The sequence below is a fragment of the Streptomyces sp. NBC_00091 genome (assembly GCF_026343185.1).
Taxonomy (GTDB): domain Bacteria; phylum Actinomycetota; class Actinomycetes; order Streptomycetales; family Streptomycetaceae; genus Streptomyces.
The window spans coordinates 3,494,762-3,516,384 of record NZ_JAPEMA010000001.1; the positions used below are offsets into that span (position 1 = coordinate 3,494,762).

Here is a 21,623-nt window from a genome sequence, read left to right on the forward strand (position 1 = left end):
AATACCGGCGGATACCCTGGAGGCGTGACGTTCCCGGTAGTCGGCATGGTCGGCGGCGGACAGCTCGCCCGCATGACCCACGAGGCGGGTATCCCCCTCGGCATCAGATTCAAGATCCTCAGTGACACCCCACAGGACTCGGCGGCCCAGGTCGTGAGCGACGTCGTCATCGGCGACTATCGCGATCTGGAGACGTTGCGCGCCTTCGCGCGCGGCTGCGATGTGATCACTTTCGACCACGAGCACGTGCCCATCGAGCACCTCCGGGCCCTGGAAGCGGACGGCATCCCCGTCCGCCCGGGGCCCGACGCGTTGATGCACGCCGCCGACAAGGGGGTGATGCGCGCGAAGCTCGACGAGATCGGCGCCCCGAGCCCCCGCCACCGGATCGTGAGCGATCCGGCGGACGCGGCGGCCTTCGCGGACGAGGTCGGCGGGTTCCCCGTCATCCTCAAGACGGTGCGCGGCGGGTACGACGGCAAGGGCGTGTGGTTCGTCCGCACCCCCGAGGACGCGGAGCTCCCCTTCAGGGCGGGCGTCCCGGTCCTCGCCGAAGAGAAGGTGGACTACGTCCGCGAGCTCGCGGCCAACATCGTCCGCTCCCCGCACGGCCAGGCGGTGGCCTACCCCGTCGTCGAGTCCATCCAGGTGGACGGGGTCTGCGACACGGTGATCGCCCCCGCTCCCAACCTCTCCGAGGCCCTCGCCGGCGAGGCCCAGGCCCTGGCCCTGCGCATCGCCAAGGAGCTCGACGTGACCGGCCACCTGGCCGTGGAGCTGTTCGAGACCACCGACGGCCGCATCCTCGTCAACGAACTGGCCATGCGCCCGCACAACAGCGGCCACTGGACCCAGGACGGCGCCGTCACCTCCCAGTTCGCCAACCACGTCCGCGCGGTCCTGGACCTCCCCCTGGGCGACCCGCGCCCCCGGGCCCGCTGGACGGTCATGGCCAACGTGCTCGGCGGGGACTACCCCGACATGTACGCGGCGTACCTGCACTGCATGGCCCACGACCCGCAGGTGAAGATCCACATGTACGGCAAGGACGTGAAACACGGCCGCAAGGTCGGCCACGTCAACACCTACGGCGACGACCTTGACGATGTGCTGGAGCGCGCACGTCACGCAGCCGGCTACCTCAGAGGAACGATCACAGAATGAGCACCTCTCCCGTCGTAGGCATCGTCATGGGATCCGACTCCGACTGGCCGGTCATGGAGGCCGCGGCCCAGGCGCTGGACGAGTTCGAGATCCCCTACGAGGTCGACGTCGTCTCCGCCCACCGGATGCCGCGCGAGATGGTCGCGTACGGCGAGCGGGCCGCCGGGCGCGGCCTGAAGGCGATCATCGCGGGCGCGGGCGGAGCCGCCCACCTGCCCGGGATGCTCGCCTCCGTCACCCCGCTGCCCGTGATCGGGGTGCCGGTGCCGCTGAAGTACCTCGACGGCATGGACTCGCTGCTGTCGATCGTGCAGATGCCCGCCGGGGTTCCCGTCGCCACCGTCTCCGTCGCCGGAGCGCGCAACGCGGGCCTGCTGGCCGTACGGATGCTGGCCGCCCACGACGAGGAGCTGCTGGCCCGGATGCGGGACTTCCAGCAGGAGCTGAACGACCAGGCCACCGAGAAGGGCAAGCGGCTGCGTACGAAGGTCGCGGGCGCGGACTCCTTCGGATTCGGCAAGTGAGCGCGGCGGACCTGCTGGGGCAGGCCCGGGAGCTGCTCGCCCAGTACCCCGTCGTCGACGGCCACAACGACCTGCCCTGGGCGCTGCGCCAGCAGGTCCGCTACGACCTCGACCGGCGGGACATCGCCGGCGACCAGTCGGACCACCTGCACACCGACATCCCCCGGCTGCGCGCCGGCGGGGTCGGCGCGCAGTTCTGGTCCGTCTACGTGCGCTCTGACTACACGGGCGACGAGGCGGTCAGCGCCACGCTGGAACAGATCGACGTCGTCGACCAGCTGATCACCCGTTACCCGGGCTCGCTGGTGCGCGCGCTGACGGCCGACGACATGGAGGCGGCCCGCGCCGACGGCCGGATCGCCTCGCTGATGGGCGCCGAGGGCGGCCACTCCATCAACAACTCGCTGGCCACCCTGCGCGCCCTGCACCAGCTGGGCGTGCGGTACATGACGCTCACGCACAACGACACCATCGACTGGGCGGACTCGGCGACCGACGAGCCCCGGCACGGCGGTCTCACGGACTTCGGCCGTGAGGTCGTGCGCGAGATGAACCGCATCGGCATGCTCGTGGACCTCTCGCACGTCGCCCCGACGACGATGCGCGACGCCCTCGACGTCTCGGACGCGCCGGTGATCTTCTCGCACTCCTCGGCGCGCGCGGTGTGCGACCACCCGCGCAACGTCCCCGACGACGTGCTGGAGCGGCTCGCGGCCAACGGCGGGGTGGCGATGGCCACTTTCGTGCCGAAGTTCATCCTGCCCGCGGCCGTCGAGTGGACCCTGGCGGCGGACGAGAACCTGCGCGCGCACGGCCTCCACCACCTCGACACCACCCCCGAGGCGATGGCCCTGCACCGGGAGTTCGAGGCGGCGCGCCCGCGCCCGGTGGCCACCGCGGCCACCGTCGCCGACCACCTGGACCACATGCGCGAGGTGGCCGGCGTCGACCACATCGGCATCGGCGGGGACTTCGACGGCACCGCCTTCACCCCCTCCGGTCTGGACGACGTGTCGGGCTACCCGAACCTGATCGCGGAGCTGCTCGGGCGCGGCTGGTCGCGCGCCGACCTGGCCAAGCTCACCTGGTCCAACGCGGTACGGGTGCTGCGCGACGCGGAATCGGCCGCCCGGGAGCTCTCGGCGACCCGGGGCCCGTCCAACGCCTGCCTCCTCTGACGGTACCGGCGTCCGGGGCCGGGGGCCGGGGGCGGTCCGGGGGTGCGCCCCCCGGAGACCCCGCCCCCGGACCGGGTCACCACCCGAACGCCACATCCGCCGGGCGGCCCCGGCGACCCACGTGTCACGGTGGCAGCATCTCTCCCTGCTGCCGCCGAGACCGGAGCCAACGCCATGGCCGACCTGCAGGATGAACCCCACTCCGTGGGCGTCGGAGCCGAAGACGTCCCCGCCCCCACCATGGTGGGCGGCGCCCTGGACCGGGCAGCCGCGCTGCTCGCCGTCCATCCCGTCGCGGACGGGTGCAACACCCTCGTCTGGACCCTGCGCCAGAGCCCGTACCACGACATCGACACCCCGGACAGCGAAGTCGACACCGACATCCCCCGGCTGCGGGCGGGGGGAGTGGGCGCCCAGTTCTGGACGCTGCTCGTACCCCCGGGCCGCCCGCGCGGGACGGGCGCCGCCGACCAGGTGGTGTCCGACACCCTCGAACAGATCGACGTGGCGCGGTCCCTGATGCGCCGCTACTGCGACAGCCTGTGCCTCGCACTGAGCGCCGACGACATGGCCGACGCCCGCAACCGGGGCCGGATCGCCTCGTTCCTGGGCCCCGTGCCCGGGAGCACGCTCACCGATTCCCTCGGCGCGCTGCGCGCGTTCCACGCGCTGGGCGTACGGATCCTCGCGCCGGCTGGTGCCCCCTGGGCCGACGAGGGGCTGACGGCCTTCGGCCACGAGGTGGTCAAGGAGGTCAACCGGCTGGCGATGCTGCTGGACCTGACGGGCTGCTCGCCGGCCGCGGCCTGCCAGCTCGCGGCGGCCTCCAAGGCACCGGTGATCATCTCGAACACCGGGGCGACCGCGCTCAACCCGCATCCGGGGAACGTCACCGACGAGGTGCTCCTCGCGCTACGGGCGGCGAACGGGCTGGCGATGGTCACCTTCGACACCGCGCGGACGGGGGACTCCCTGCACGCGGTGGCCGACCACGTGGAGCACGTACGGGCCCTCGCGGGCCCGGAGGGCGTGGGGCTGGGCGCCACCTTCGGCGCCGAGCGGGGAAGTCCGAGGCCGGCCGGCCTGGCGGATCCCTCGGGCTACCCGTACCTGATCGCGGAACTGCTGGAGCGGGGCTGGTCGGAAGCCGACCTGGCCCTGCTGACCTGGGGCAATGCCCAGCGGGTGTTGCGCGACGCGGAGTTCACGGCCCGCGCCGCCCAGCACCGCAGAGCTCCCTAAACGGAGCGGGGAGCCAGTGCCCGCTTCGGCAGGACGGTCGCCTTCCACAGCCGGATCCCGGACCACACCGTGGCGTAGAGCAGGAGGCCGTTGCGCGCGCACAGCAGGACCGTGCCGAGCGTGCTGTTGGTGAGGATGTCCGAGCCGTACCAGACCGGGAAGATCAGCGTGGTCAGCGCGGTGGCGACCACCAGCAGCCAGGCGATCGGGCGCTGGGTGGTGTGCCGGGAGGTCAGGCAGACGGCCGCGAGGCCGAGCAGCCAGATCATGTACTGCGGGCTGATCACCCGGCTGGTGACGGTGAAGACCATGATGGCGCAGAGCGCGGCGTCGAAAGGCGTCGCGTTCGACCAGCGGTTGGCCCTGACCCGCCACAGCAGGAGCAGCAGGAAGCCGATCACGGTCAGGCCGAGCGAGGCCCGCGCGATGCTCGACACGTACGGGCCGACGTACTCGAAGGCCCCGTACTGGAAGTTGATCTTGCCGGGCCACAGGTCCACGAGGCGCAGCGCCATCAGCGCGCTGCCGCCGAGGGACTCGACCTGCACACCGCGGTCGCCCTGGTTGCCGAGGAAGCCGAGGGTGTCGCGGAACAGCGCGGCGAAGACGGCCAGCAGCGCGACGCAGGACAGCGCCGCCGCGACGAAGGCGTCCCGCGTGGACTTGCCGCGCGGGGTGCCGAGCAGGGTCAGCAGCGGCCACACCTTGACCATGGCGCCGATGCCGGCGACGACGCCGCCGAGCCGGGGGCGGTAGCGCAGGCAGAGCAGCGAGCCGACGGCGAGCAGGGTGACCTGGACGTCGTAGCGGGCGAACGGGGTCGCCATCAGCATCGGCAGCGTGAACAGCCACAGCGCGGCGCCGGCCATGCTGCCGTCGTTGCGGCGGGCGGCCCGCATCAGGCCGACGAGGATCACGGCGTCGCAGAGCACCGTCAGGGCGACGAAGGCCTGGAAGTAGGTGAGGAAGGGGAGGAGGTCGGGCGAGAGGAAGATCGCCGCGGCCGCCGGGGGGTACTGCCACATGATGTCGTTCTGCGGCAGCGTCCAGGTGACGAGGACGTTGTACCAGTTGTGGTAGGTCGCGGTGACCTCGACCCGGACGACGTTCGAGCTGAAGAACTCGTTGACGAGCATCCAGAGCATCGCGGCACGGGACGCCAGCCAGAAGCCCGCGATGCCCAGCAGGGCTCCGCGTCCTCGCATGGCTGCTTCGAAGGATCCCCGCCGGTCACGCGTGGCGGGCGCCGCCGTCGCAGATGCGGTGGGGTTGGTCGGAGGGCTGCTGGTCGTGGTCATCGGCGCGAAGTCTACCTATTCATTTATTCCACTTCTTTGACTGAGACCCATCAAAAGTGGGTATCGGTAAAGGCCCTGGCCAGCCCCCGAGCCCGCCATTTGCCTTACGCCTGAGGCCGCCCCATCGCCCGGTACGACCTCTTTTCGACGCGGCCCTCGCGCCCCTCGGCGCCGGGGCGCCTCGGGGGCTTCGGGCCGCTGCGCCGGACTCCGCCCGTCGGGGCTCGTGCGGCGTTACGCCTGCGGCCGCCCCATCGCCCGGTACGTCCAGCCGGCGGCCCGCCAGCGCGCCGGGTCCAGGGCGTTCCGGCCGTCGAGGATCAGGCGGTCGGTGACGACCTCGCCGAGCACCGCCGGGTCGAGGTCGCGGAACTCGCGCCACTCGGTGAGGTGCAGGACGACCTCGGCGCCGCGGGCCGCCGCGAGGGCGGAGTCGGCGTAGCCGAGGGTGGGGAAGACGCGGCGGGCGTTGTCCATGCCCTTGGGGTCGTAGACGGTGACCTGGCCGCCCTGGAGGTGGATCTGCCCGGCGACGTTGAGGGCGGGGGAGTCGCGGACGTCGTCGGAGTCGGGCTTGAAGGTGGCGCCGAGCACGGCGACCCGCTTGCCGAGGAAGGAACCGCCGACCGCCTCCCGGGCCAGCTCGACCATGTGGCCGCGGCGGCGCATGTTGATGGAGTCGACCTCGCGCAGGAAGGTCAGGGCCTGGTCGGCGCCCAGCTCGCCGGCCCGGGCCATGAAGGCCCGGATGTCCTTGGGCAGGCAGCCGCCGCCGAAGCCGATCCCGGCGCGCAGGAACTTCGCGCCGATCCGCTCGTCGTAGCCGATGGCCTCCGCGAGCTTGACCACGTCGCCGCCCGCGGCCTCGCAGACCTCGGCCATCGCGTTGATGAAGGAGATCTTCGTCGCGAGGAAGGAATTGGCGGCCGTCTTGACCAGCTCGGAGGTCGGGAAGTCGGTGACCACCAGCGGGGTGCCCTCCGACATCGGGGTCTCGTACACCTCCCGCAGCAGTTTCTCGCCGCGCTCGCCCTGGACGCCGATGACGATCCGGTCCGGGTGCAGGGTGTCCTGCACGGCGAAGCCCTCGCGCAGGAACTCCGGGTTCCACGCCAGTTCCACGTCCTCGCCGGCCGGGGCCAGCGCGGTCAGCTTCGCCGCGAGCCGCTCCGCCGAGCCCACCGGCACCGTCGACTTGCCGACCACCAGCACCGGCCGGGTCAGGTGCGGGGCCAGGGACTCCATCGCGGAGTCCACGTACGACATGTCGCAGGCGTACTCACCGTGCTTCTGCGGGGTGTTCACACAGACGAAGTGGACGTCGCCGAAGGCGCCGACCTCCTCCCAGGAGGTGGTGAACCGCAGCCGGCCCGTGGAGCCGGGCAGCCCCGCGACGTGCGAGGACAGCAGTTCCTCCAGCCCGGGCTCGTACATGGGGACCCGGCCGCCGGCCAGCATCTCGATCTTCTCCGGGACCACGTCCAGCCCGAGCACCTCGAAGCCCAGCTCGGCCATCGCGGCGGCGTGCGTCGCGCCGAGGTAGCCGGTGCCGATCACAGTGATCTTGAGGGGGGCCATGGGTGCTCCAGAGGTGCGGGGCCGTTTGCGGCCACCGAGCATAGCCGCGCCGCCGACAGGGCACGTTCTCAGCTGTCACGCAGCTCACGTGCGCCGTACATATCGCTCCCGGGACGCCGGACACTAAGATTTCGGTTACTTAACGGTAGTTAGCATCCACGCAGCGCGCACCAGCGTCAGCGTCACCTTGGGGAGTGAGAGATCTTGGCGGGTTCTGCCGACTTCGACCTGTACCGCCCGGCCGAGGAGCACGACATGCTCCGCGAGTCCGTCCGCTCGCTCGCCGAGGCGAAGATCCTGCCGTTCGCGGCAGCGGTCGACGAGGAGTCCCGCTTCCCGCAGGAGGCCCTCGACGCCCTGGTCGCCAACGACCTGCACGCCGTCCACGTGCCCGAGAACTACGGCGGCGCCGGCGCGGACGCCCTCGCCACCGTGATCGTGATCGAGGAGGTGGCCCGCGTGTGCGCCTCCTCCTCTCTTATCCCGGCCGTCAACAAGCTCGGCTCGCTCCCGGTGATCCTTTCCGGTTCCGAGGAGCTCAAGGCCAAGTACCTCGGCCCGCTGGCCAAGGGCGACGCGATGTTCTCGTACGCCCTCTCCGAGCCCGACGCGGGCTCCGACGCCGCCGGCATGAAGACCCGCGCCGTGCGCGACGGGGACTTCTGGGTCCTCAACGGCGTCAAGCGCTGGATCACCAACGCGGGCGTCTCCGACTACTACACGGTCATGGCCGTCACCGACCCGGAGAAGCGCTCCAAGGGCATCTCGGCCTTCGTGGTCGAGAAGTCCGACGAAGGCGTGTCCTTCGGCGCCCCGGAGAAGAAGCTCGGCATCAAGGGCTCGCCGACGCGCGAGGTCTACCTCGACAACGTCCGCATCCCCGCCGACCGCATGATCGGCGCCGAGGGCACCGGATTCGCCACCGCGATGAAGACCCTGGACCACACCCGCATCACCATCGCGGCACAGGCGCTCGGCATCGCCCAGGGCGCCCTCGACTACGCCAAGGGCTACGTCCAGGAGCGCAAGCAGTTCGGCAAGCCGATCGGCGACTTCCAGGGCGTGCAGTTCATGCTCGCGGACATGGCCATGAAGATCGAGGCCGCCCGCCAGCTCACCTACGCCGCCGCCGCGAAGTCGGAGCGCGTGGACGCTGACCTCACCTTCTTCGGCGCCGCGGCCAAGTGCTTCGCCTCCGACGTCGCCATGGAGGTCACCACCGACGCCGTCCAGCTCCTGGGCGGCTACGGCTACACGCGCGACTACCCGGTCGAGCGCATGATGCGCGACGCGAAGATCACGCAGATCTACGAGGGCACGAACCAGGTCCAGCGCATCGTGATGGCCAGGAACCTGCCGTAGTAGACGGGTGCTGACCCTGCCCAACCGACAAGGCCCCCGGCATCACGCCGGGGGCCTTGTCGGTTGGGCAGGATCAGGCGACTTCGGCCCGCTCGGTGGGGTCGTCCGCGCCGGGGGTGTACGTGTGCCCCGAGTGCGTCCCGGACCTGCCGAGGCCGCCGGACCAGTTCGATCTCCGCGAAGCGGAGCGCTCCTTTGTAACGATTCCGATCCAGCGGGCGCGCGCGCCGGATGCTGGCGCCCCCAGGACGTGCCCGTTCCACCGTGGCGGGTGGGCGTCTTCGGGCGGGGCGGCGTCCGGTCCGTGGCCTGGAAGTGATCGGTGCAGTTCCGCTGCTGAGCATTGCGTCTTCGCCGTTGTATGGCGTATATCGCGCACGAGCGGAGGACGTGCGGGCCCCGGAGCGTCGGCATGGCGCGGAGCCGCCGTAACCGGAACGTTGCCGCAGGCGGCTCTGGCGGGCCGCCTGCGGCCTTCGCGCATTCCAGGATGGGCTAACTTTGAAGCTTCGCACGCCCGAACCGGTTGGGGAGAGACAAAAATGACGGAAGCGATCCTGCTGGTCGGCGGGCAGGGGACGCGACTGCGCCCCGTGACGGTGAACACCCCCAAGCCGATGGTTCCGGCCGCGGGTGTCCCGTTCCTCGCCCACCAGATAGCCAGGGCCGCCGCCGCCGGTGTCACGCACATCGTGATGGCCACCTGCTACCTCGCCGAGGTCTTCGAGCCCTACTTCGGCGACGGATCGGACTTCGGCATCACCCTCGAGTACGTCGTCGAGGACGAGCCGCTGGGCACGGGCGGCGCCATCCGCAACGCCGCGCAGCGTCTGACCGGCGGCCCGGACTCCCCGGTCCTGGTCTTCAACGGCGACATCCTCACCGGCCTGGACATCGCGGGCCTGGTCGAGTCCCACCAGGCGGCCGACGCCGACGTCTCCCTGCACCTCGTGCGGGTCGAGGACCCGCGCGCCTTCGGCCTGGTCCCCACCGACTCCGAGGGGCGGGTGCTGGCCTTCACCGAGAAGCCGCAGACCCCCGAGGAGATCATCACCGACCAGATCAACGCCGGCTGCTACGTCTTCCGCCGCAGCGTGATCGACTCCATCCCGGCCGGCCGATCGGTATCCGTCGAGCGCGAGACCTTCCCGGGCCTGCTCTCCTCCGGCGCCAAGCTCCACGGCGTCACCGAGGACACCTACTGGCTGGACCTCGGCAAGCCCGAGTCCTTCGTACAGGCCTCCGCCGACCTCGTGCGCGGCATCGTGGCCTCCCCGGCCGTACCCGGCCCCCGGGGCGAGGCCCTCGTGCTCCCCGGCGCCCAGGTGGCGGACGGCGCCAAGCTCTCGGGCGGTACCGTGGTGGGTGCCGGCGCCCGGATCGAATCGGGTGCTGTCGTCCAGGGCTCCATCGTGCTGGACGGCGCGATCCTCGGCGCGGACACGGTGGTGAGCGCCAGCCTCATCGGCGCAGGCGCCTCGGTCGGTTCGCGCACGGTGGTGACGGGCGCGGTCATCGGCGACGGTGCCGTCGTCGGGGCTGACAACGAACTTCGCGCAGGGGTGCGGGTGTGGTGCGAGGCCGAGCTGCCCGACGCCGCCGTCCGCTTCTCCTCCGACCGGTGACCAACTTCAGTGAGGCACAACCTGTGATAGGCGAGCAGCAGACTCCCCGCGCGACCGACGTCGCAACCACGAAGCTCCCCGACACCTGGGCGGACACGCCGCTCACCGTGGTCATGCCCACGTACAACGAGGCGGGCAACCTGCCGGGCATGGTGGAGCTGCTCATGGGTCTCGACCAGCCGGGCCTGCGCCTGCTGATCGTCGACGACTCCTCGCCCGACGGCACCGGCAAGATCGCCGACGAGCTGGCCGAGGGCTTCCTCACCGAGGACGGCAAGCCGCGCATGTCGGTCCTGCACCGCACCGCCAAGGACGGCCTCGGCCGCGCCTACGCGGCCGGCATGGCCAAGGCCGTCGAGGACGGCGCCGAGTACGTGCTCCAGATGGACGCGGACGGCTCCCACCCGGCCGGCAAGATCGCCGAGATGCTGGGCGTGGCCCGCTCCACCGGCGCCGGTCTCGTCGTCGGCTCCCGCTACGTCCCGGGCGGCACCCTCTCCGACGCCTGGGGCGCGCACCGCAAGCTGCTCTCCCGCTGGGCCAACGCGTACGCGAGCACCATCCTGGGCACCCGCGTCCGCGACATCACGGGCGGCTTCAACCTGTGGAGCGCCTCCGCGCTGAAGGCGATCGACCTCGCGTCGATCGGCAGCGCCGGCTACAGCTTCCAGGTGGAGATGAAGTTCAAGGCCCTGCGCCGCGGCTTCCAGGTGATGGAGGTCCCGATCCACTTCGAGGACCGCACCGTCGGCGAGTCCAAGATGAACCTGGCCGTCCAGCTGGAGTCCATCGCCATGCCGTGGAAGCTCCGCGCCCGCGCCGGCAAGAAGTAGTCGCGTACGAGCGCCAGTCGCGTACGCGAGCGGAACAAGCGGAAGGGGCACCCCCTCGGGGGTGCCCCTTCCGTCGTCTACGCGCCGCCGCGTCCGCCCCGCCCCGCCGGCCGGGACTCCAGGAACCGCTTCAGACCGCGCGCCGCCGGCCGCTCCACGAACCGCTGGATCAGCCACGAGGCCAGCAGCATCACGGCCATCGCCGACAGCATCAGCGTCCACGGCGGGGCGTCCCGGCTCCACTGGTTCAGCAGGGTCACCCCGACCTGCTGGTGCAGCAGGTACAGCGGGTACGACATGGCGCCCGCGACCGACAGCCACCGCCAGTCGATCCGGTCCAGCCACCCCAGGGCCACCGCGGCCATCACCACGTAGCACAGGGTCACCACGAGCAGGCACATCTCCCAGGACAGCCGGTCGCCCTTGACGGTGTTCCACTGGACGATGTCGTTCAGCCAGCGCTGCATCAGCAGCCAGGAGAACACCAGCAGGGCCCACGGCTCGCCCGCGCGCGCCCCCTCACGGCGGATCAGGTAGAAGCAGATGCCGGAGACGAACAGCGGCGAGTAGCTCGGGTTCGCCAGCACGTGCAGGATCGGCAGCCCGGAGCTGGGGGCCAGCAGCGAGGCGACCGTCCAGACCCAGCAGAAGTTCAGCACCTTGCGGTACGTCAGACCGGTCCACGCGACCACGGCGAAGATCAGGTAGAAGCGGACCTCGGACCACAGCGTCCAGTACGACATGTCCAGCGGGGCGCTGCCCAGCGGGGTCTGCACCATCGTCAGGTTGGTGAGGATCTGGCTCAGCCCCGGCCCGGCGCCGCCGAAGGGCTTCCCGACCGTCAGCAGCACGCCCATGGTGACCAGTACGCAGAACCAGTACGCGGGCCCCAGCCGGATCACCCGGCTGCGCAGGTAACCGCCCAGCGGCCGCCCCCAGGCCGACATGCAGATGACGAAGCCGCTGATCATGAAGAACAGCTCCACGCCCATCCAGCTGTACCGGCCCACCATGGTCAGCCAGCCGAAGGCGTCACGCCCCCACACTTCCTGCCGGGTGTAGTGGTGCACCAGCACCAGCACCGCCGCCAGGATGCGCAGCCCGTCCAGGACGCGCAGCCGGGGCCGTGCGGCGGCCGCAGCGTCCTGAGGCCGCCCCGGCAGGGACGGGAGCACAAGGGGACGGTCGCCGTCCTCCCGTCGGTCTGTGAGGACGCGCGGGGACGGATGCAGGGACATGGACGCTCCACGGGCAGACGGACGCGTGCCCGAAATTTCAACGGCCGCGCCGGAACACGGGCCCCACGCGCTATCCCCCCGGCGTACGGGCCGCAACAGTCTTACGAGAAAACCATCGCACTGTCCACAGCGCCGGGTTGGGCGAATGTCACGCCCTCACCCGTTCAGCGGCCTGATCACTGCCCCCTGACGGTGACCTTCTCGTCGTTCTGGATCTGCTTGACCAGCTGCTGCACCTTCGCCTTGTCCCAGACGAGGTTGCCGCCCCGCTGGCCCGAGATCGGCATGTTCAGCGAGACGCCGTCGCCCCCGTTGACGCCCTTCATCGCGAAGAACATCTGCCCCATGTCCCACAGCCCCATGTCCTTGTCCACGACCAGCGTGTCCAGGCCGGCGCCCATCACCGGGTAGAGGGAGAAGGGGTTGAGGACCGTGCTCGGGGTGGCCGCCTGGCTCGCCAGCGCGGAGAGGAACTTCTGCTGGTTCTTGGTCCGTTGCAGGTCCGACTCGGCGAAGGCGTACCGGGTCCGTACGAAGGCCAGGGACTGCTCGCCGTTCAGGGTCTGGCGGCCCGCCTTGAAGTCGGCGCCCGACTTCTCGTCCTTGAAGCCCTGTTCGATGTCCAGCTCCACCCCGCCGAGGGCGTCCACGATGTTCGCGAAACCGGCGAAACCGATCTCGGCGTAGTGGTCGATGCGCAGCCCGGTGTTGAACTCGACCGTCCGCACGAGCAGCTCCGGGCCGTCCTCCGCGTACGCGGCGTTCAGCTTGACCCGGCGCCCCTCGGAGGCGAACTTCTTGCCCGACTGGGAGCCGACGAAGGAGGGGATCTCCACGTCGGAGTCGCGAGGCAGCGAGACCATGGTGTTCCCGCTGGAGCACTTCGCCAGGATCATCATCGAGTCGGTGCGCTTGCCCTCGGCGGAGCCCGTGTGGAGCTTCTTCTTCTCCCCGTCGGACATGCCCTCGCGGCTGTCGGAGCCCACGATCAGGTACGTGGTGCAGTCGCCCTCCTTCGGGCGCTCGATCACCTTCGACAGGTCCACCTCGCGGCGGACCTGGGAGTCCGCCCAGAAGTAGGTGCCGATACCGGTGACCAGCAGGACGGAGACCACGGCGATCGAGCCGATCTTGATCCGCTTGCGCCAGTCGACGACCACCCGGACGGGGACGGCGCCGCCGGGGCCCGAGGGGCCGCCGGGGCCCGAGGGACCGCCCGGGCCCGCGGGCCGGCCGTAGACCTGCCCGGTGTTGTAGCCGCTGTCGTACGCGGCGTCCGGGCCCTGCGCCTGCTGCGGCGGCACCCCGTACCCGGGACGGGCGCCCGGCGGCGGGGACTGCGGCGGGACCGGCGGCCGCGCCGGGCGCTGCGGCGGCTGCTGGGGCCGCTGGACGTGACGCATCCGCTGCGCCCCGTCCGGCTGCGCCTGCCCGCTGCCGTTGCCGTACCCGTCATCGCGGCGGCCCCGTGCGTCGCGCTCGCCGTTCCACCCGTCCCAGTCACTCATGCGGACAAGGATGCCTGGCCCGGGGTGGTGCAGGACACCCCGGTGGAGCCTTCGTACCGGGGCTGTTGCAGAGCTGATGCCTGCAATACGCACTTAAGGTGGCCGTATGACAGAGATACCGGCCGCACCGGCGGGAAAGCCGATCTCGGCCTCCCGCACCACCCTCAGCCACATCATGACCGCGAACGACACCAACCTCCTCGGCACGGTGCACGGCGGCGTGATCATGAAGCTGGTGGACGACGCCGCCGGGGCCGTGGCCGGGCGTCACTCGGGCGGGCCGGCCGTGACCGCCTCCATGGACGAGATGGCCTTCCTCGCCCCGGTCCGGGTCGGCGACCTCGTCCACGTGCGGGCGCAGTGCAACTGGACCGGCCGCTCCTCGATGGAGATCGGCGTACGGGTCCTGGCCGAGCGGTGGAACGAGTCCACCCCGGCCACCCAGGTCGGCAGCGCCTACCTCGTCTTCACGGCGGTGGACGCCGAGGGCAAGCCCCGCCAGGTCCCGCCGGTGATCCCGGAGACCGAGCAGGACGAGCGCCGCTACCAGGAGGCCCAGATCCGCCGCACCCACCGCCTCGCCCGCCGCCAGGCGATCACCGAACTGCGCGAGCGCCGCCAGGCCGAGGGCCTCGACGAGGAATGATCCATTCGGCCGCTGCGGCGGGCCACCCGTAGACTCCTCAGCCGACGTCTGCCCGCCCGGCACCGGGTGGTGCGGCGTGACCCCTCAACCGGCTCCTGTTGTGGAGATTTACTCACGATGTCGACGGTCATACCGCCCCAGCGGGGCGCAGAGAAGGTGCTGCCGGGCTCGCGCCAGGAACCCGACAGGGCCCGTCGGCCGAGGCTCCGAGCCCTGGACGGCTTGCGGCTGGTGGCCGCGCTGATGGTGGTCGCCTTCCACTGGGTGGGCGTCAACCGGAATTCCGCGGTGTGGGGAGGGACCCCCGAGTCCCTCATGCCGGTGCTGCACCGCTTCAGTGCCTACGGCTTTATGGGCGTCCAGCTGTTCTTCCTGATCAGCGGCTTCGTCATCTGCATGTCCTGCTGGGGCCGCACCCCCCGGCAGTACTTCACCTCGCGCGTGGTGCGCCTCTTCCCGGCGTACTGGGTCGCGATCGTGCTGACCGGACTGGTGGTCAACTACGCCGCGTCGGCGAGGCAGGAGCGCGGGCACCGCAGCGTCTCGGACATCCTGTCCAACCTGACGATGCTCCAGCAGCCCCTCGGCGTGGCCGAAGTGGACCCGGTCTACTGGACCCTCTGGGTCGAGCTGCGCTTCTACCTGCTCTTCGCCTTCGTGGTGGCCTTCGGGCTGACCTACCGCCGGGTGCTGACCTTCTGCGGGATCTGGATGGTCCTGTCCGTCGTCGGCAGGGGCTCGGACAACAAGCTGCTGGAACTGTTCGTCATGCCCGAGTACGCCCCGTACTTCATCGCCGGTGTGGTCATGTACCTGATCTACCGCTTCGGTGCGAACTGGCTGCTCCTCGGGTCGGTCGGATTCTCGTTCCTGGTGGCCCAGCACCAGCTGCTCGGCACGCGCGACAGCTTCAAGTACGGCGTGATGCACTCGATCAGCTGGACGGCCATGACCGTCTTCTGCCTGTTCGCCTTCGGGGTGGTGCTCGCAGCGGCGATGGGCGCCTTCGACCGGATCCAGTGGAAGTGGCTCACCACCGCGGGAGCGCTCACCTACCCCGTCTACCTGCTGCACCAGGAGATCGGCTTCGCCCTGATCCGCTGGGCCCGCGACCACGGCATCGGCGTCTGGGCGACCCTCATCGCCGCCCTCGCCGCCATCCTCCTGCTGTCCTGGGTCGTGCACCGCTACGCCGAGCGCCCCCTGTCGGCCCTCATGCGACGCATGCTGGACGCTCCCGGGCTGGCACTTCCCAAGTCCGACCCACCCGTACGCAGCCGCGCCACGCTCGCCGAGCAGCCTGCGGTCCACGCAGAAGGCAGCCCCATCCGATGACCTCCGCAGGCATGCTGCCCGTCTCGCCGGCCGATCCGCCGGCGGATTCGCCCGCCGACCCGCGACCCGGGACCGGTGCGGGACCCGCGACGCCGCGCCGGCTTCCGGGCCCCGACTGGCTGTGGGCCGCGCTGCTGACGCTCGTGGTCACCGCCTTCGGCATCGGCCGGGCCGAGCCCTGGCGGGATGAGCTGGCCAGCTGGAACGCCGCCACGCGCAGCACCGGCGAGCTGATCGACATGCTGGGCCGGGTGGACGCCGTCTCCGGCCTCTACTACCTGCTGCTGCACGGCTGGGTCTCCGTCTTCGGGGACTCCACCGCGATGCTCCGGCTGCCGTCGGCGCTCGCCATGGCCGCCGCCGCGGCCTTCGCCGTACTGACGGCCCGCAGGCTCTTCGACCGCCGGACCGCCGTTTTCACCGGTCTGCTCTTCGCCTTCGTGCCGGCCGTCTCCCGGTACGGCCAGGAGGCCCGCTCGTACGCCTTCGTCGTGCTGGCGGTCACCGCCGCGACCTGGCTGCTGCTGCGGGCGCTGGAGCGGCCGGCCCTGCGGCGCTGGGCCCCGTACGCCCTCGCGGTGGCGGCGGCCGGGCTGTTCCACGTCGTGTCGCTGCTGTTCCTGCTGCCGCACGGCCTGATCGTGCTCCTGCGCTGGTGGCAGGACCGGCGGGGGCGCACCCTCGTCGCCTACGCGGTGACGGTGGCGGCCGCCCTGCTGCCGGTGATCCCGCTGGTGCTGCTGGGGCAGCGCCAGGTGGGCCGCCAGATCAGCTGGATCAAGACCCCGCACCTGCGGAGCATCGCCGACCTCTGGAGCAACCTCTTCGGCTCCCCGATGATCGGTCTCGCCATTGCCGCGGTGGCGCTGCTCCCGCTCGCCTGGAGCCGGGGCCGGCGGCCCGCGGTGGAGCTCGCCTTGGTCGGGGCGGCCCCGATCGGGGCCGCCTGGGTGGTCTCGCAGGGCAGCACCTCGTACTTCATGGACCGCTACCTGCTCTTCACCCTGCCCGCCTGGGTGGTGCTCGCGGCCGCCGGCCTGGCCGCGCTGCGGCCGCGGCGGGCCGGGGCGCTCGCCCTGGCCGCGCTGATCCTCCTCGGCCTTCCCGACCAGCGCCAGATGCGTACGGAGTGGTCCAGGGTCGGCCTCGACGGCGAGGCCGCGGCGCGGGTCATCGCCAAGGGCTACCGGCCCGGGGACGGGTTCGTTCCCGTGCGCGGCGCGGACCGGGTGTTCATGATCGACTTCCAGGTGGAGTACTACCTGCCGCAGCGCGTCCAGCTGAGGGACGTCTTCGCGGAGCGCTCGGCGCTGGCGAGCGACGACCTGTTCCCGCAGGAGTGCGCGCGGCCCGTGCAGTGCCTCGGCTCCACCCAGCGGGTGTGGGTGGTGACCTGGAGCGGTACGAAGAACCCGTACCACAAGCTCCCGAAGGAGCAGGCCGAGGCGCTGGAGAGCCACTACCGGGTGGCCGAGAGCCAGACGGTGCGCGGACTGCGGGTCTCCCTGCTGGAGCGCGTCAGGTAGTCCCGCACACCACCTGGTCGCCGGTGACCGCCCCGGCGGCCTCCCCGCCCTGGTAGGGGTCCTCGGGCCGCACCGGGACCACCTTGCGGTACTCCGAGCCGGCCGTCACCAGCACCGTGCGGCCCTGCCCGGTGACCGCGCGCAGCTCACTGCCGGGCAGCGCCGTCGCCACGGTGCGGGCGGAGCGGTCCCAGCGCGGGTCGTACGCGATCACCGTGCGCCGGACCTCGCGGCTGGCGGCGTTGCCCGGGGCGCGGGTCGTGTCGAAGCCGGTGGCGCGCAGGGCCGCGTCCACCCGCCCGCCGAGCCCGTCGATCCGGGTCCCGTTCTCCACCTGGACCCTGATCTGCTGCGGGGGCACGTCCACCGGCACGGCGGGGAGCCGCTGCCCGCCGCCGCCGCCGCTGCCGCCGCCCTGCCCGGTCCGGGCCGGGGCGAGCGGGCGGTCCTGGCGCAGCGCCTCGAAGAGCCGGGCGGCCTTCGGCTCGTCCCACTTCACCGTCGAGCCGATCCCCTTGACCGGGTACGAGGCGTCCCCGACCGGGACCGAGGCGAACTCGGACGAGGAGGGGGTGAAGTCGCGCATGGCCTGCCCCAGCGCCAGCATCTGCTCCGAGCCGAAGTCCTTGTCGGCCCGCACCGACCCCAGCAGGGTGGAGCTGACCTCCTTGAACTTCACCGGGTTCAGCAGCACCCCGCCCCCGGTGGCCTGCTTGATCAGGGCGGCCACGAACCGCTGCTGGCGCTGCATGCGGCCCAGGTCGGAGGCCCCGTCCACATGGCGCGAGCGCACGTACTGCAGGGACTGGCCGCCGCTGAGCCGGTGGGTGCCGGGCAGCAGGTCCAGGCCGGTGTTCTGGTCGTGCAGGGCCTTGGCGGTGCAGATCTCCACCCCGCCCATCGCGTCGACGGTCCTCATGAAGCTGGTGAAGTCGACCTCCAGGTAGTGGTCGATCTTGACCCGGGTCATGTTCTCGACGGTCCGCACGGTCAGGTTCGGCCCGCCTTCGGCATAGGCCGCGTTGAGCTTCACCGGGTGGGCCCTGTGCGGCTTGCCGGTCACCGGGTCCCGGTGCGCGGGCAGCTCGGCGTAGCTGTCCCGGGGGAGGCTGACCACGCTGGCCCGCTCCTTGTCGGCGGACAGGTGCACCAGCATGATCGTGTCGGTGCAGCGGCAGGGCGCCCCGCCGAGCCGGTACTCCCGCTTCTCCTCCGGGCTGATCTTGTCCCGGCCGTCGGTGCCGACCAGCAGGAAGTTCATCCCGTGCCCGGCCTGCGGGCGGTTCTTCATGTCCTTGAAGGGGTCCACCCGCTCGATCCCGGTGTCCAGGCCGGTCATCACGGCGTGCCCCACGGCCCCCGAGCCCAGCACCACCAGCGACAGCCCGGCCGCGATCCGCACTCCCCACCGGGGCCGGTCGCCCCGCCCCCGGGCCTCGCGACCGCCGCTCCGCGCACGCTGCGGCTGGGAAGGCCTGGCGGGTCGGGTGGGACGGGGCGGCTGGGGCACGGGGGACACCTCCGCGGGGGACAGCAGGGGAACGGAGCCGGCGTTCGGTCCGCCGTACGGGCCGGCCGGCACATCGGGCAGATTCGTCAGAACAGTAGGCCCATACGATCAGCCTCTGTCCGTACCGCTCGTCCGCCGCGCACCCGTTTCCCCCGTACGCGGTAACGTGACACCGATACCCGACCGTGAAGGACGACATGCCCGCCCAGCAGCCCGCAGTCTCGGTGATCATGCCGGTGCTCAACGAGGAGCGCCACCTGCGTGACTCCGTCCGGCACATCCTCGGACAGGAGTACGCAGGCGAGATGGAGGTGGTGATCGCGCTCGGGCCGTCCACGGACCGCACCGACGAGATCGCCGCCGAGCTCGTACGAGAAACCGCGTCCAATGAACGAGCCCGCGTCCGCACCGTCCCGAACCCCACCGGACGGACCCCCGCGGCCCTCAACGCCGCGATCAAGGCCTCGCGCCACCCGATCGTCGTCCGCGTCGACGGCCACGGCATGCTCTCCCCGAACTACATCGCCACCGCCGTCCGCCTCCTGGAGGAGACCGGCGCGCAGAACGTCGGCGGCATCATGCACGCCGAGGGCGAGAACGCCTGGGAGGACGCCGTCGCCGCCGCGATGACCTCGAAGATCGGCGTCGGCAACGCGGCCTTCCACACCGGCGGCCAGGCCGGCCCGGCCGAGACCGTCTACCTCGGCGTCTTCCGCCGCGAGGCCCTGGAACAGCAGGGCGGGTACAACGAGGAGTTCATCCGCGCCCAGGACTGGGAGCTGAACTTCCGCATCCGCGAGGCCGGCGGGCTCATCTGGTTCTCGCCCGAGCTGAAGGTCCAGTACCGGCCGCGGCCCTCCGTACGGGCCCTGGCCAAGCAGTACAAGGACTACGGCCGCTGGCGCCACGTGGTGGCCCGCTACCACTCGGGCTCCATCAACCTGCGCTACCTGGCCCCGCCGACCGCCGTCTGCGCGATCGCGGCCGGTGTGGTCGCGGGTGTGGCCGTCACCCCGTGGGCCTTCGCCGTCCCGGCCGGCTACCTCGCGGCGATCGCCGCCGGCTCCGTCCCGGCGGGCAGGGGGCTCCCGCTCAAGGCCCGGGCGCAGATCCCCGTCGCCCTCGCCACCATGCACATGTGCTGGGGCTTCGGCTTCCTGACGAGCCCGCGCTCGCTCGCCCGCAAGGTCATCGCGAGCCGCCGCCCGTCGGTCCCCGGCCGCGACCACTCGCAGGTCTAGCTGCTACACCAGAAGGGGTGACCCGGTCCTCCACGGACCGGGTCACCCCTTCAGGTTTTCATCGGGCTTCGCGTTCAGCCCCGCCGGGTCACCAGCGGTAGGGCTTGTAGACCTCCATGCAGGCCCCGGTGTCCGAGCCGTTGAGGGCATCGGCCGTGTCCGGCACGGCGCCCGCCTCGGGCGGCGCCTGCTGCGGATAGACGGCGCCCTCGCGCCAGTCGGCCCCCACCACCAGGGTGATCCGGGAGACGTCCGCGGACTGCTGCACCGCGGTGGCCGGGATGCCCATGGCCGCCGCCACGCTCTGCGCCTCGTCCGCCAGGTCGGGGGTCGGGTAGCGCACGACGGTGGTCTTCTCCGGGGTCAGCGCGCTGTCCGCCTTCGCCGCCGTGAAGCCCTTGGCGACCAGCGCCTCCGCCACCGCGTTCGCCCGCCGGGGCGCCAGCGGCATCTTCTCGACGGCGGTGCCGTTGACCACGTGGACGGCGATCTTGTCGGGGGTGGTCACCGGAGCCTTGGACGGCTCCTGGCCCGGCTGGCTCGGCTGGCTCGGCTGGCCGGGCTGCGCCGGCTGCCCGGGCTGTGCCGGCTGCGAGGCGCCGGCGGCGGGCTGCGAGGCGCCCGGGGCCGGCGCGGAGGCCGAGGCCGAGGGGCTCTGCGGGGCCGTCGGGGCGCCGTTCTTGTCGAAGGCCACGTCCTTGCGGACCATCGCCCACAGCTTGTCGGCGTCCGCCGCGTTCACGACCAGCCGGTTCTCGTCCCGCGGGTCGGGGAAGGTCGGCATCGTGGTCATCGTGATGCGGTTGGTCGGTACGTCCTTGAGCTGCATGGCCAGGTTGTACAGCTTCTTGACCGACCCGATCTCCTCGGAGACCTCCAGCGCCTTGGTGCCCGCCTCGGCCAGGGCCGTGATCCGGGCGACGTCGGTGAAGGCGTTCTGGCCCTTCAGCTCGCGCATCATCGAGTTCATGTACATGTGCTGGGCCTGCGCCCGGCCCAGGTCACTGCTGAAGGCGTGCCGGGTGCGCAGCCACTGGAGCGCCTGCTCGCCCTTGACCCGGGTCGTGCCGGCCTGGAGCTTGAGGCCGGAGCCGCCCGGGGAGGTGGGTATCGGCCGGTCCCAGACGTTGTCCTTGACGCAGACCGGGACACCGCCGATCGCGTCGGCCATCTGCACGACACCGGAGAAGTCGATCATCATCCAGTGGTCGATGTAGACGTTGGTCAGCTTCTCCCAGGTGGCCAGGGTGCAGCCGGGGCCCCCGCGGCCGAGCGATTCGTTGATCATCGCGTTGGTCTTCTTGTACTTCTGGCCGGTCTTCGGGTCCGTGCACTCGGGTATGTCGACCCGGGTGTCACGCGGGATGCTCACCACCGAGGCGTTCTCCCGGTCGGCCGACACGTGCAGCATCATCTGCACGTCCGCCAGCGGGGGAGCCCCCACGCTGTCGTGGCTGCCGCCCAGTTCCAGGTTCTCCGGCTTGTTGCGGCTGTCGGAGCCGAGCAGCAGGATGTTCAGCGGGCGCTGGCCCTTGGCGTTGGCGTGGGACTTCTCCACGCCGCTCTCCCCGCTCAGGCGCTGCCCGCTGCGGATGTTGCCGTCGAGATGACGGTAGTAGAGGTAGCCGGCCGCCGAGGTCCCCAGGATCAGGAACGCCATGACGGACGCCACCCAGAACAGCACCCGGCGGCGGCGCCGCCGGACCGGAAGCCCATCGCCCGGGGGCCGGCTGCCGCCCGAGCCCTTCCGGGGCGGGGGCACCGCGCCGGACGCCTTCTTGCCGCCGCCGGATATGCCGTCGGCGGCCTGGTCGG

The 21,623-nt window shown here is 71.4% G+C and carries 17 protein-coding genes; 11 read left to right on the forward strand and 6 right to left on the reverse strand.

Annotation, left to right across the window (positions count from 1 at the left end):
* The first annotated feature begins 24 nt into the window (after positions 1-24).
* The 4 genes from OOK34_RS16225 to OOK34_RS16240 all read left to right on the forward strand — a co-directional run bounded on the left by OOK34_RS16225 (position 25) and on the right by OOK34_RS16240 (position 4,108).
* Positions 25-1,164 carry a 5-(carboxyamino)imidazole ribonucleotide synthase gene (locus tag OOK34_RS16225; RefSeq protein ID WP_267034587.1) on the forward strand — a complete coding sequence of 380 codons (1,140 nt, stop codon included), beginning with the start codon at positions 25-27 and terminating at the stop codon, positions 1,162-1,164.
* Complete coding sequence (gene purE / locus OOK34_RS16230) at positions 1,161-1,688, forward strand: 5-(carboxyamino)imidazole ribonucleotide mutase (protein WP_267034588.1); 528 nt, start codon at positions 1,161-1,163, stop codon at positions 1,686-1,688. The genes OOK34_RS16225 and purE overlap by 4 nt, the downstream gene beginning before the upstream one ends.
* The gene (locus OOK34_RS16235; RefSeq protein ID WP_267034589.1) at positions 1,685-2,866 is read left to right on the forward strand and encodes a dipeptidase; all 1,182 of its coding nucleotides are present in this window, start codon (positions 1,685-1,687) and stop codon (positions 2,864-2,866) included. The genes purE and OOK34_RS16235 overlap by 4 nt, the downstream gene beginning before the upstream one ends.
* A gap of 174 nt (positions 2,867-3,040) precedes the next feature.
* A complete protein-coding gene (locus tag OOK34_RS16240) occupies positions 3,041-4,108 on the forward strand; it encodes a membrane dipeptidase (protein WP_267034590.1) in 1,068 nt (355 codons plus the stop codon).
* Here OOK34_RS16240 and OOK34_RS16245 read toward each other — a convergent pair.
* A complete protein-coding gene (locus tag OOK34_RS16245; RefSeq protein WP_267034591.1) occupies positions 4,105-5,406 on the reverse strand; it encodes a glycosyltransferase family 87 protein in 1,302 nt (433 codons plus the stop codon). The two genes, OOK34_RS16240 and OOK34_RS16245, sit on opposite strands and share 4 nt — an antisense overlap.
* Before the next feature lie 234 nt (positions 5,407-5,640).
* Entirely contained in the window at positions 5,641-6,984 is a 1,344-nt protein-coding gene (locus OOK34_RS16250) for a UDP-glucose/GDP-mannose dehydrogenase family protein (protein WP_267034592.1), read from the reverse strand.
* A 204-nt stretch (positions 6,985-7,188) separates the two neighbouring features.
* Here OOK34_RS16250 and OOK34_RS16255 point away from each other — a divergent pair, with 204 nt between their 5' ends.
* From OOK34_RS16255 to OOK34_RS16265, 3 genes are all read left to right on the forward strand, one after another.
* A complete protein-coding gene (locus tag OOK34_RS16255) occupies positions 7,189-8,346 on the forward strand; it encodes an acyl-CoA dehydrogenase family protein (protein ID WP_267034593.1) in 1,158 nt (385 codons plus the stop codon).
* 542 nt (positions 8,347-8,888) lie between these two features.
* Positions 8,889-9,971, forward strand: coding sequence for an NDP-sugar synthase (locus OOK34_RS16260; RefSeq protein ID WP_267034594.1), 1,083 nt, complete (start codon positions 8,889-8,891; stop codon positions 9,969-9,971).
* 113 nt (positions 9,972-10,084) lie between these two features.
* Positions 10,085-10,804: a polyprenol monophosphomannose synthase gene (locus tag OOK34_RS16265; protein ID WP_267036766.1), complete on the forward strand. Its 720-nt coding sequence runs from the start codon at positions 10,085-10,087 to the stop codon at positions 10,802-10,804.
* Between the two features lie 77 nt (positions 10,805-10,881).
* On the opposite strand, the gene OOK34_RS16270 is transcribed toward OOK34_RS16265, so the two are convergent.
* Positions 10,882-12,042 carry an acyltransferase gene (locus OOK34_RS16270; RefSeq protein WP_267034595.1) on the reverse strand — a complete coding sequence of 387 codons (1,161 nt, stop codon included), beginning with the start codon at positions 12,040-12,042 and terminating at the stop codon, positions 10,882-10,884.
* Between the two features lie 176 nt (positions 12,043-12,218).
* Positions 12,219-13,550 (reverse strand): LCP family protein, encoded by a 1,332-nt coding sequence (locus tag OOK34_RS16275; RefSeq protein ID WP_267034596.1) that lies wholly within the window; start codon positions 13,548-13,550, stop codon positions 12,219-12,221.
* 106 nt (positions 13,551-13,656) lie between these two features.
* On the opposite strand from OOK34_RS16275, the gene OOK34_RS16280 reads away from it, so the two are divergent.
* The 3 genes from OOK34_RS16280 to OOK34_RS16290 all read left to right on the forward strand — a co-directional run bounded on the left by OOK34_RS16280 (position 13,657) and on the right by OOK34_RS16290 (position 17,057).
* Positions 13,657-14,196, forward strand: coding sequence for an acyl-CoA thioesterase (locus OOK34_RS16280; protein WP_267034597.1), 540 nt, complete (start codon positions 13,657-13,659; stop codon positions 14,194-14,196).
* Between the two features lie 117 nt (positions 14,197-14,313).
* Positions 14,314-15,531 (forward strand): acyltransferase, encoded by a 1,218-nt coding sequence (locus tag OOK34_RS16285; protein WP_267034598.1) that lies wholly within the window; start codon positions 14,314-14,316, stop codon positions 15,529-15,531.
* Positions 15,528-17,057 (forward strand): glycosyltransferase family 39 protein, encoded by a 1,530-nt coding sequence (locus tag OOK34_RS16290; RefSeq protein WP_267034599.1) that lies wholly within the window; start codon positions 15,528-15,530, stop codon positions 17,055-17,057. The genes OOK34_RS16285 and OOK34_RS16290 overlap by 4 nt, the downstream gene beginning before the upstream one ends.
* On the opposite strand, the gene OOK34_RS16295 is transcribed toward OOK34_RS16290, so the two are convergent.
* Complete coding sequence (locus tag OOK34_RS16295; protein WP_323183427.1) at positions 17,050-18,459, reverse strand: LCP family protein; 1,410 nt, start codon at positions 18,457-18,459, stop codon at positions 17,050-17,052. The genes OOK34_RS16290 and OOK34_RS16295 overlap by 8 nt on opposite strands.
* 305 nt (positions 18,460-18,764) lie before the next feature.
* Here OOK34_RS16295 and OOK34_RS16300 point away from each other — a divergent pair, with 305 nt between their 5' ends.
* Complete coding sequence (locus OOK34_RS16300; RefSeq protein WP_267034601.1) at positions 18,765-19,808, forward strand: glycosyltransferase family 2 protein; 1,044 nt, start codon at positions 18,765-18,767, stop codon at positions 19,806-19,808.
* An 88-nt stretch (positions 19,809-19,896) separates the two neighbouring features.
* Here OOK34_RS16300 and OOK34_RS16305 read toward each other — a convergent pair whose 3' ends face one another.
* Entirely contained in the window at positions 19,897-21,468 is a 1,572-nt protein-coding gene (locus tag OOK34_RS16305; RefSeq protein WP_323183485.1) for an LCP family protein, read from the reverse strand.
* Positions 21,469-21,623 lie beyond the last annotated feature (155 nt).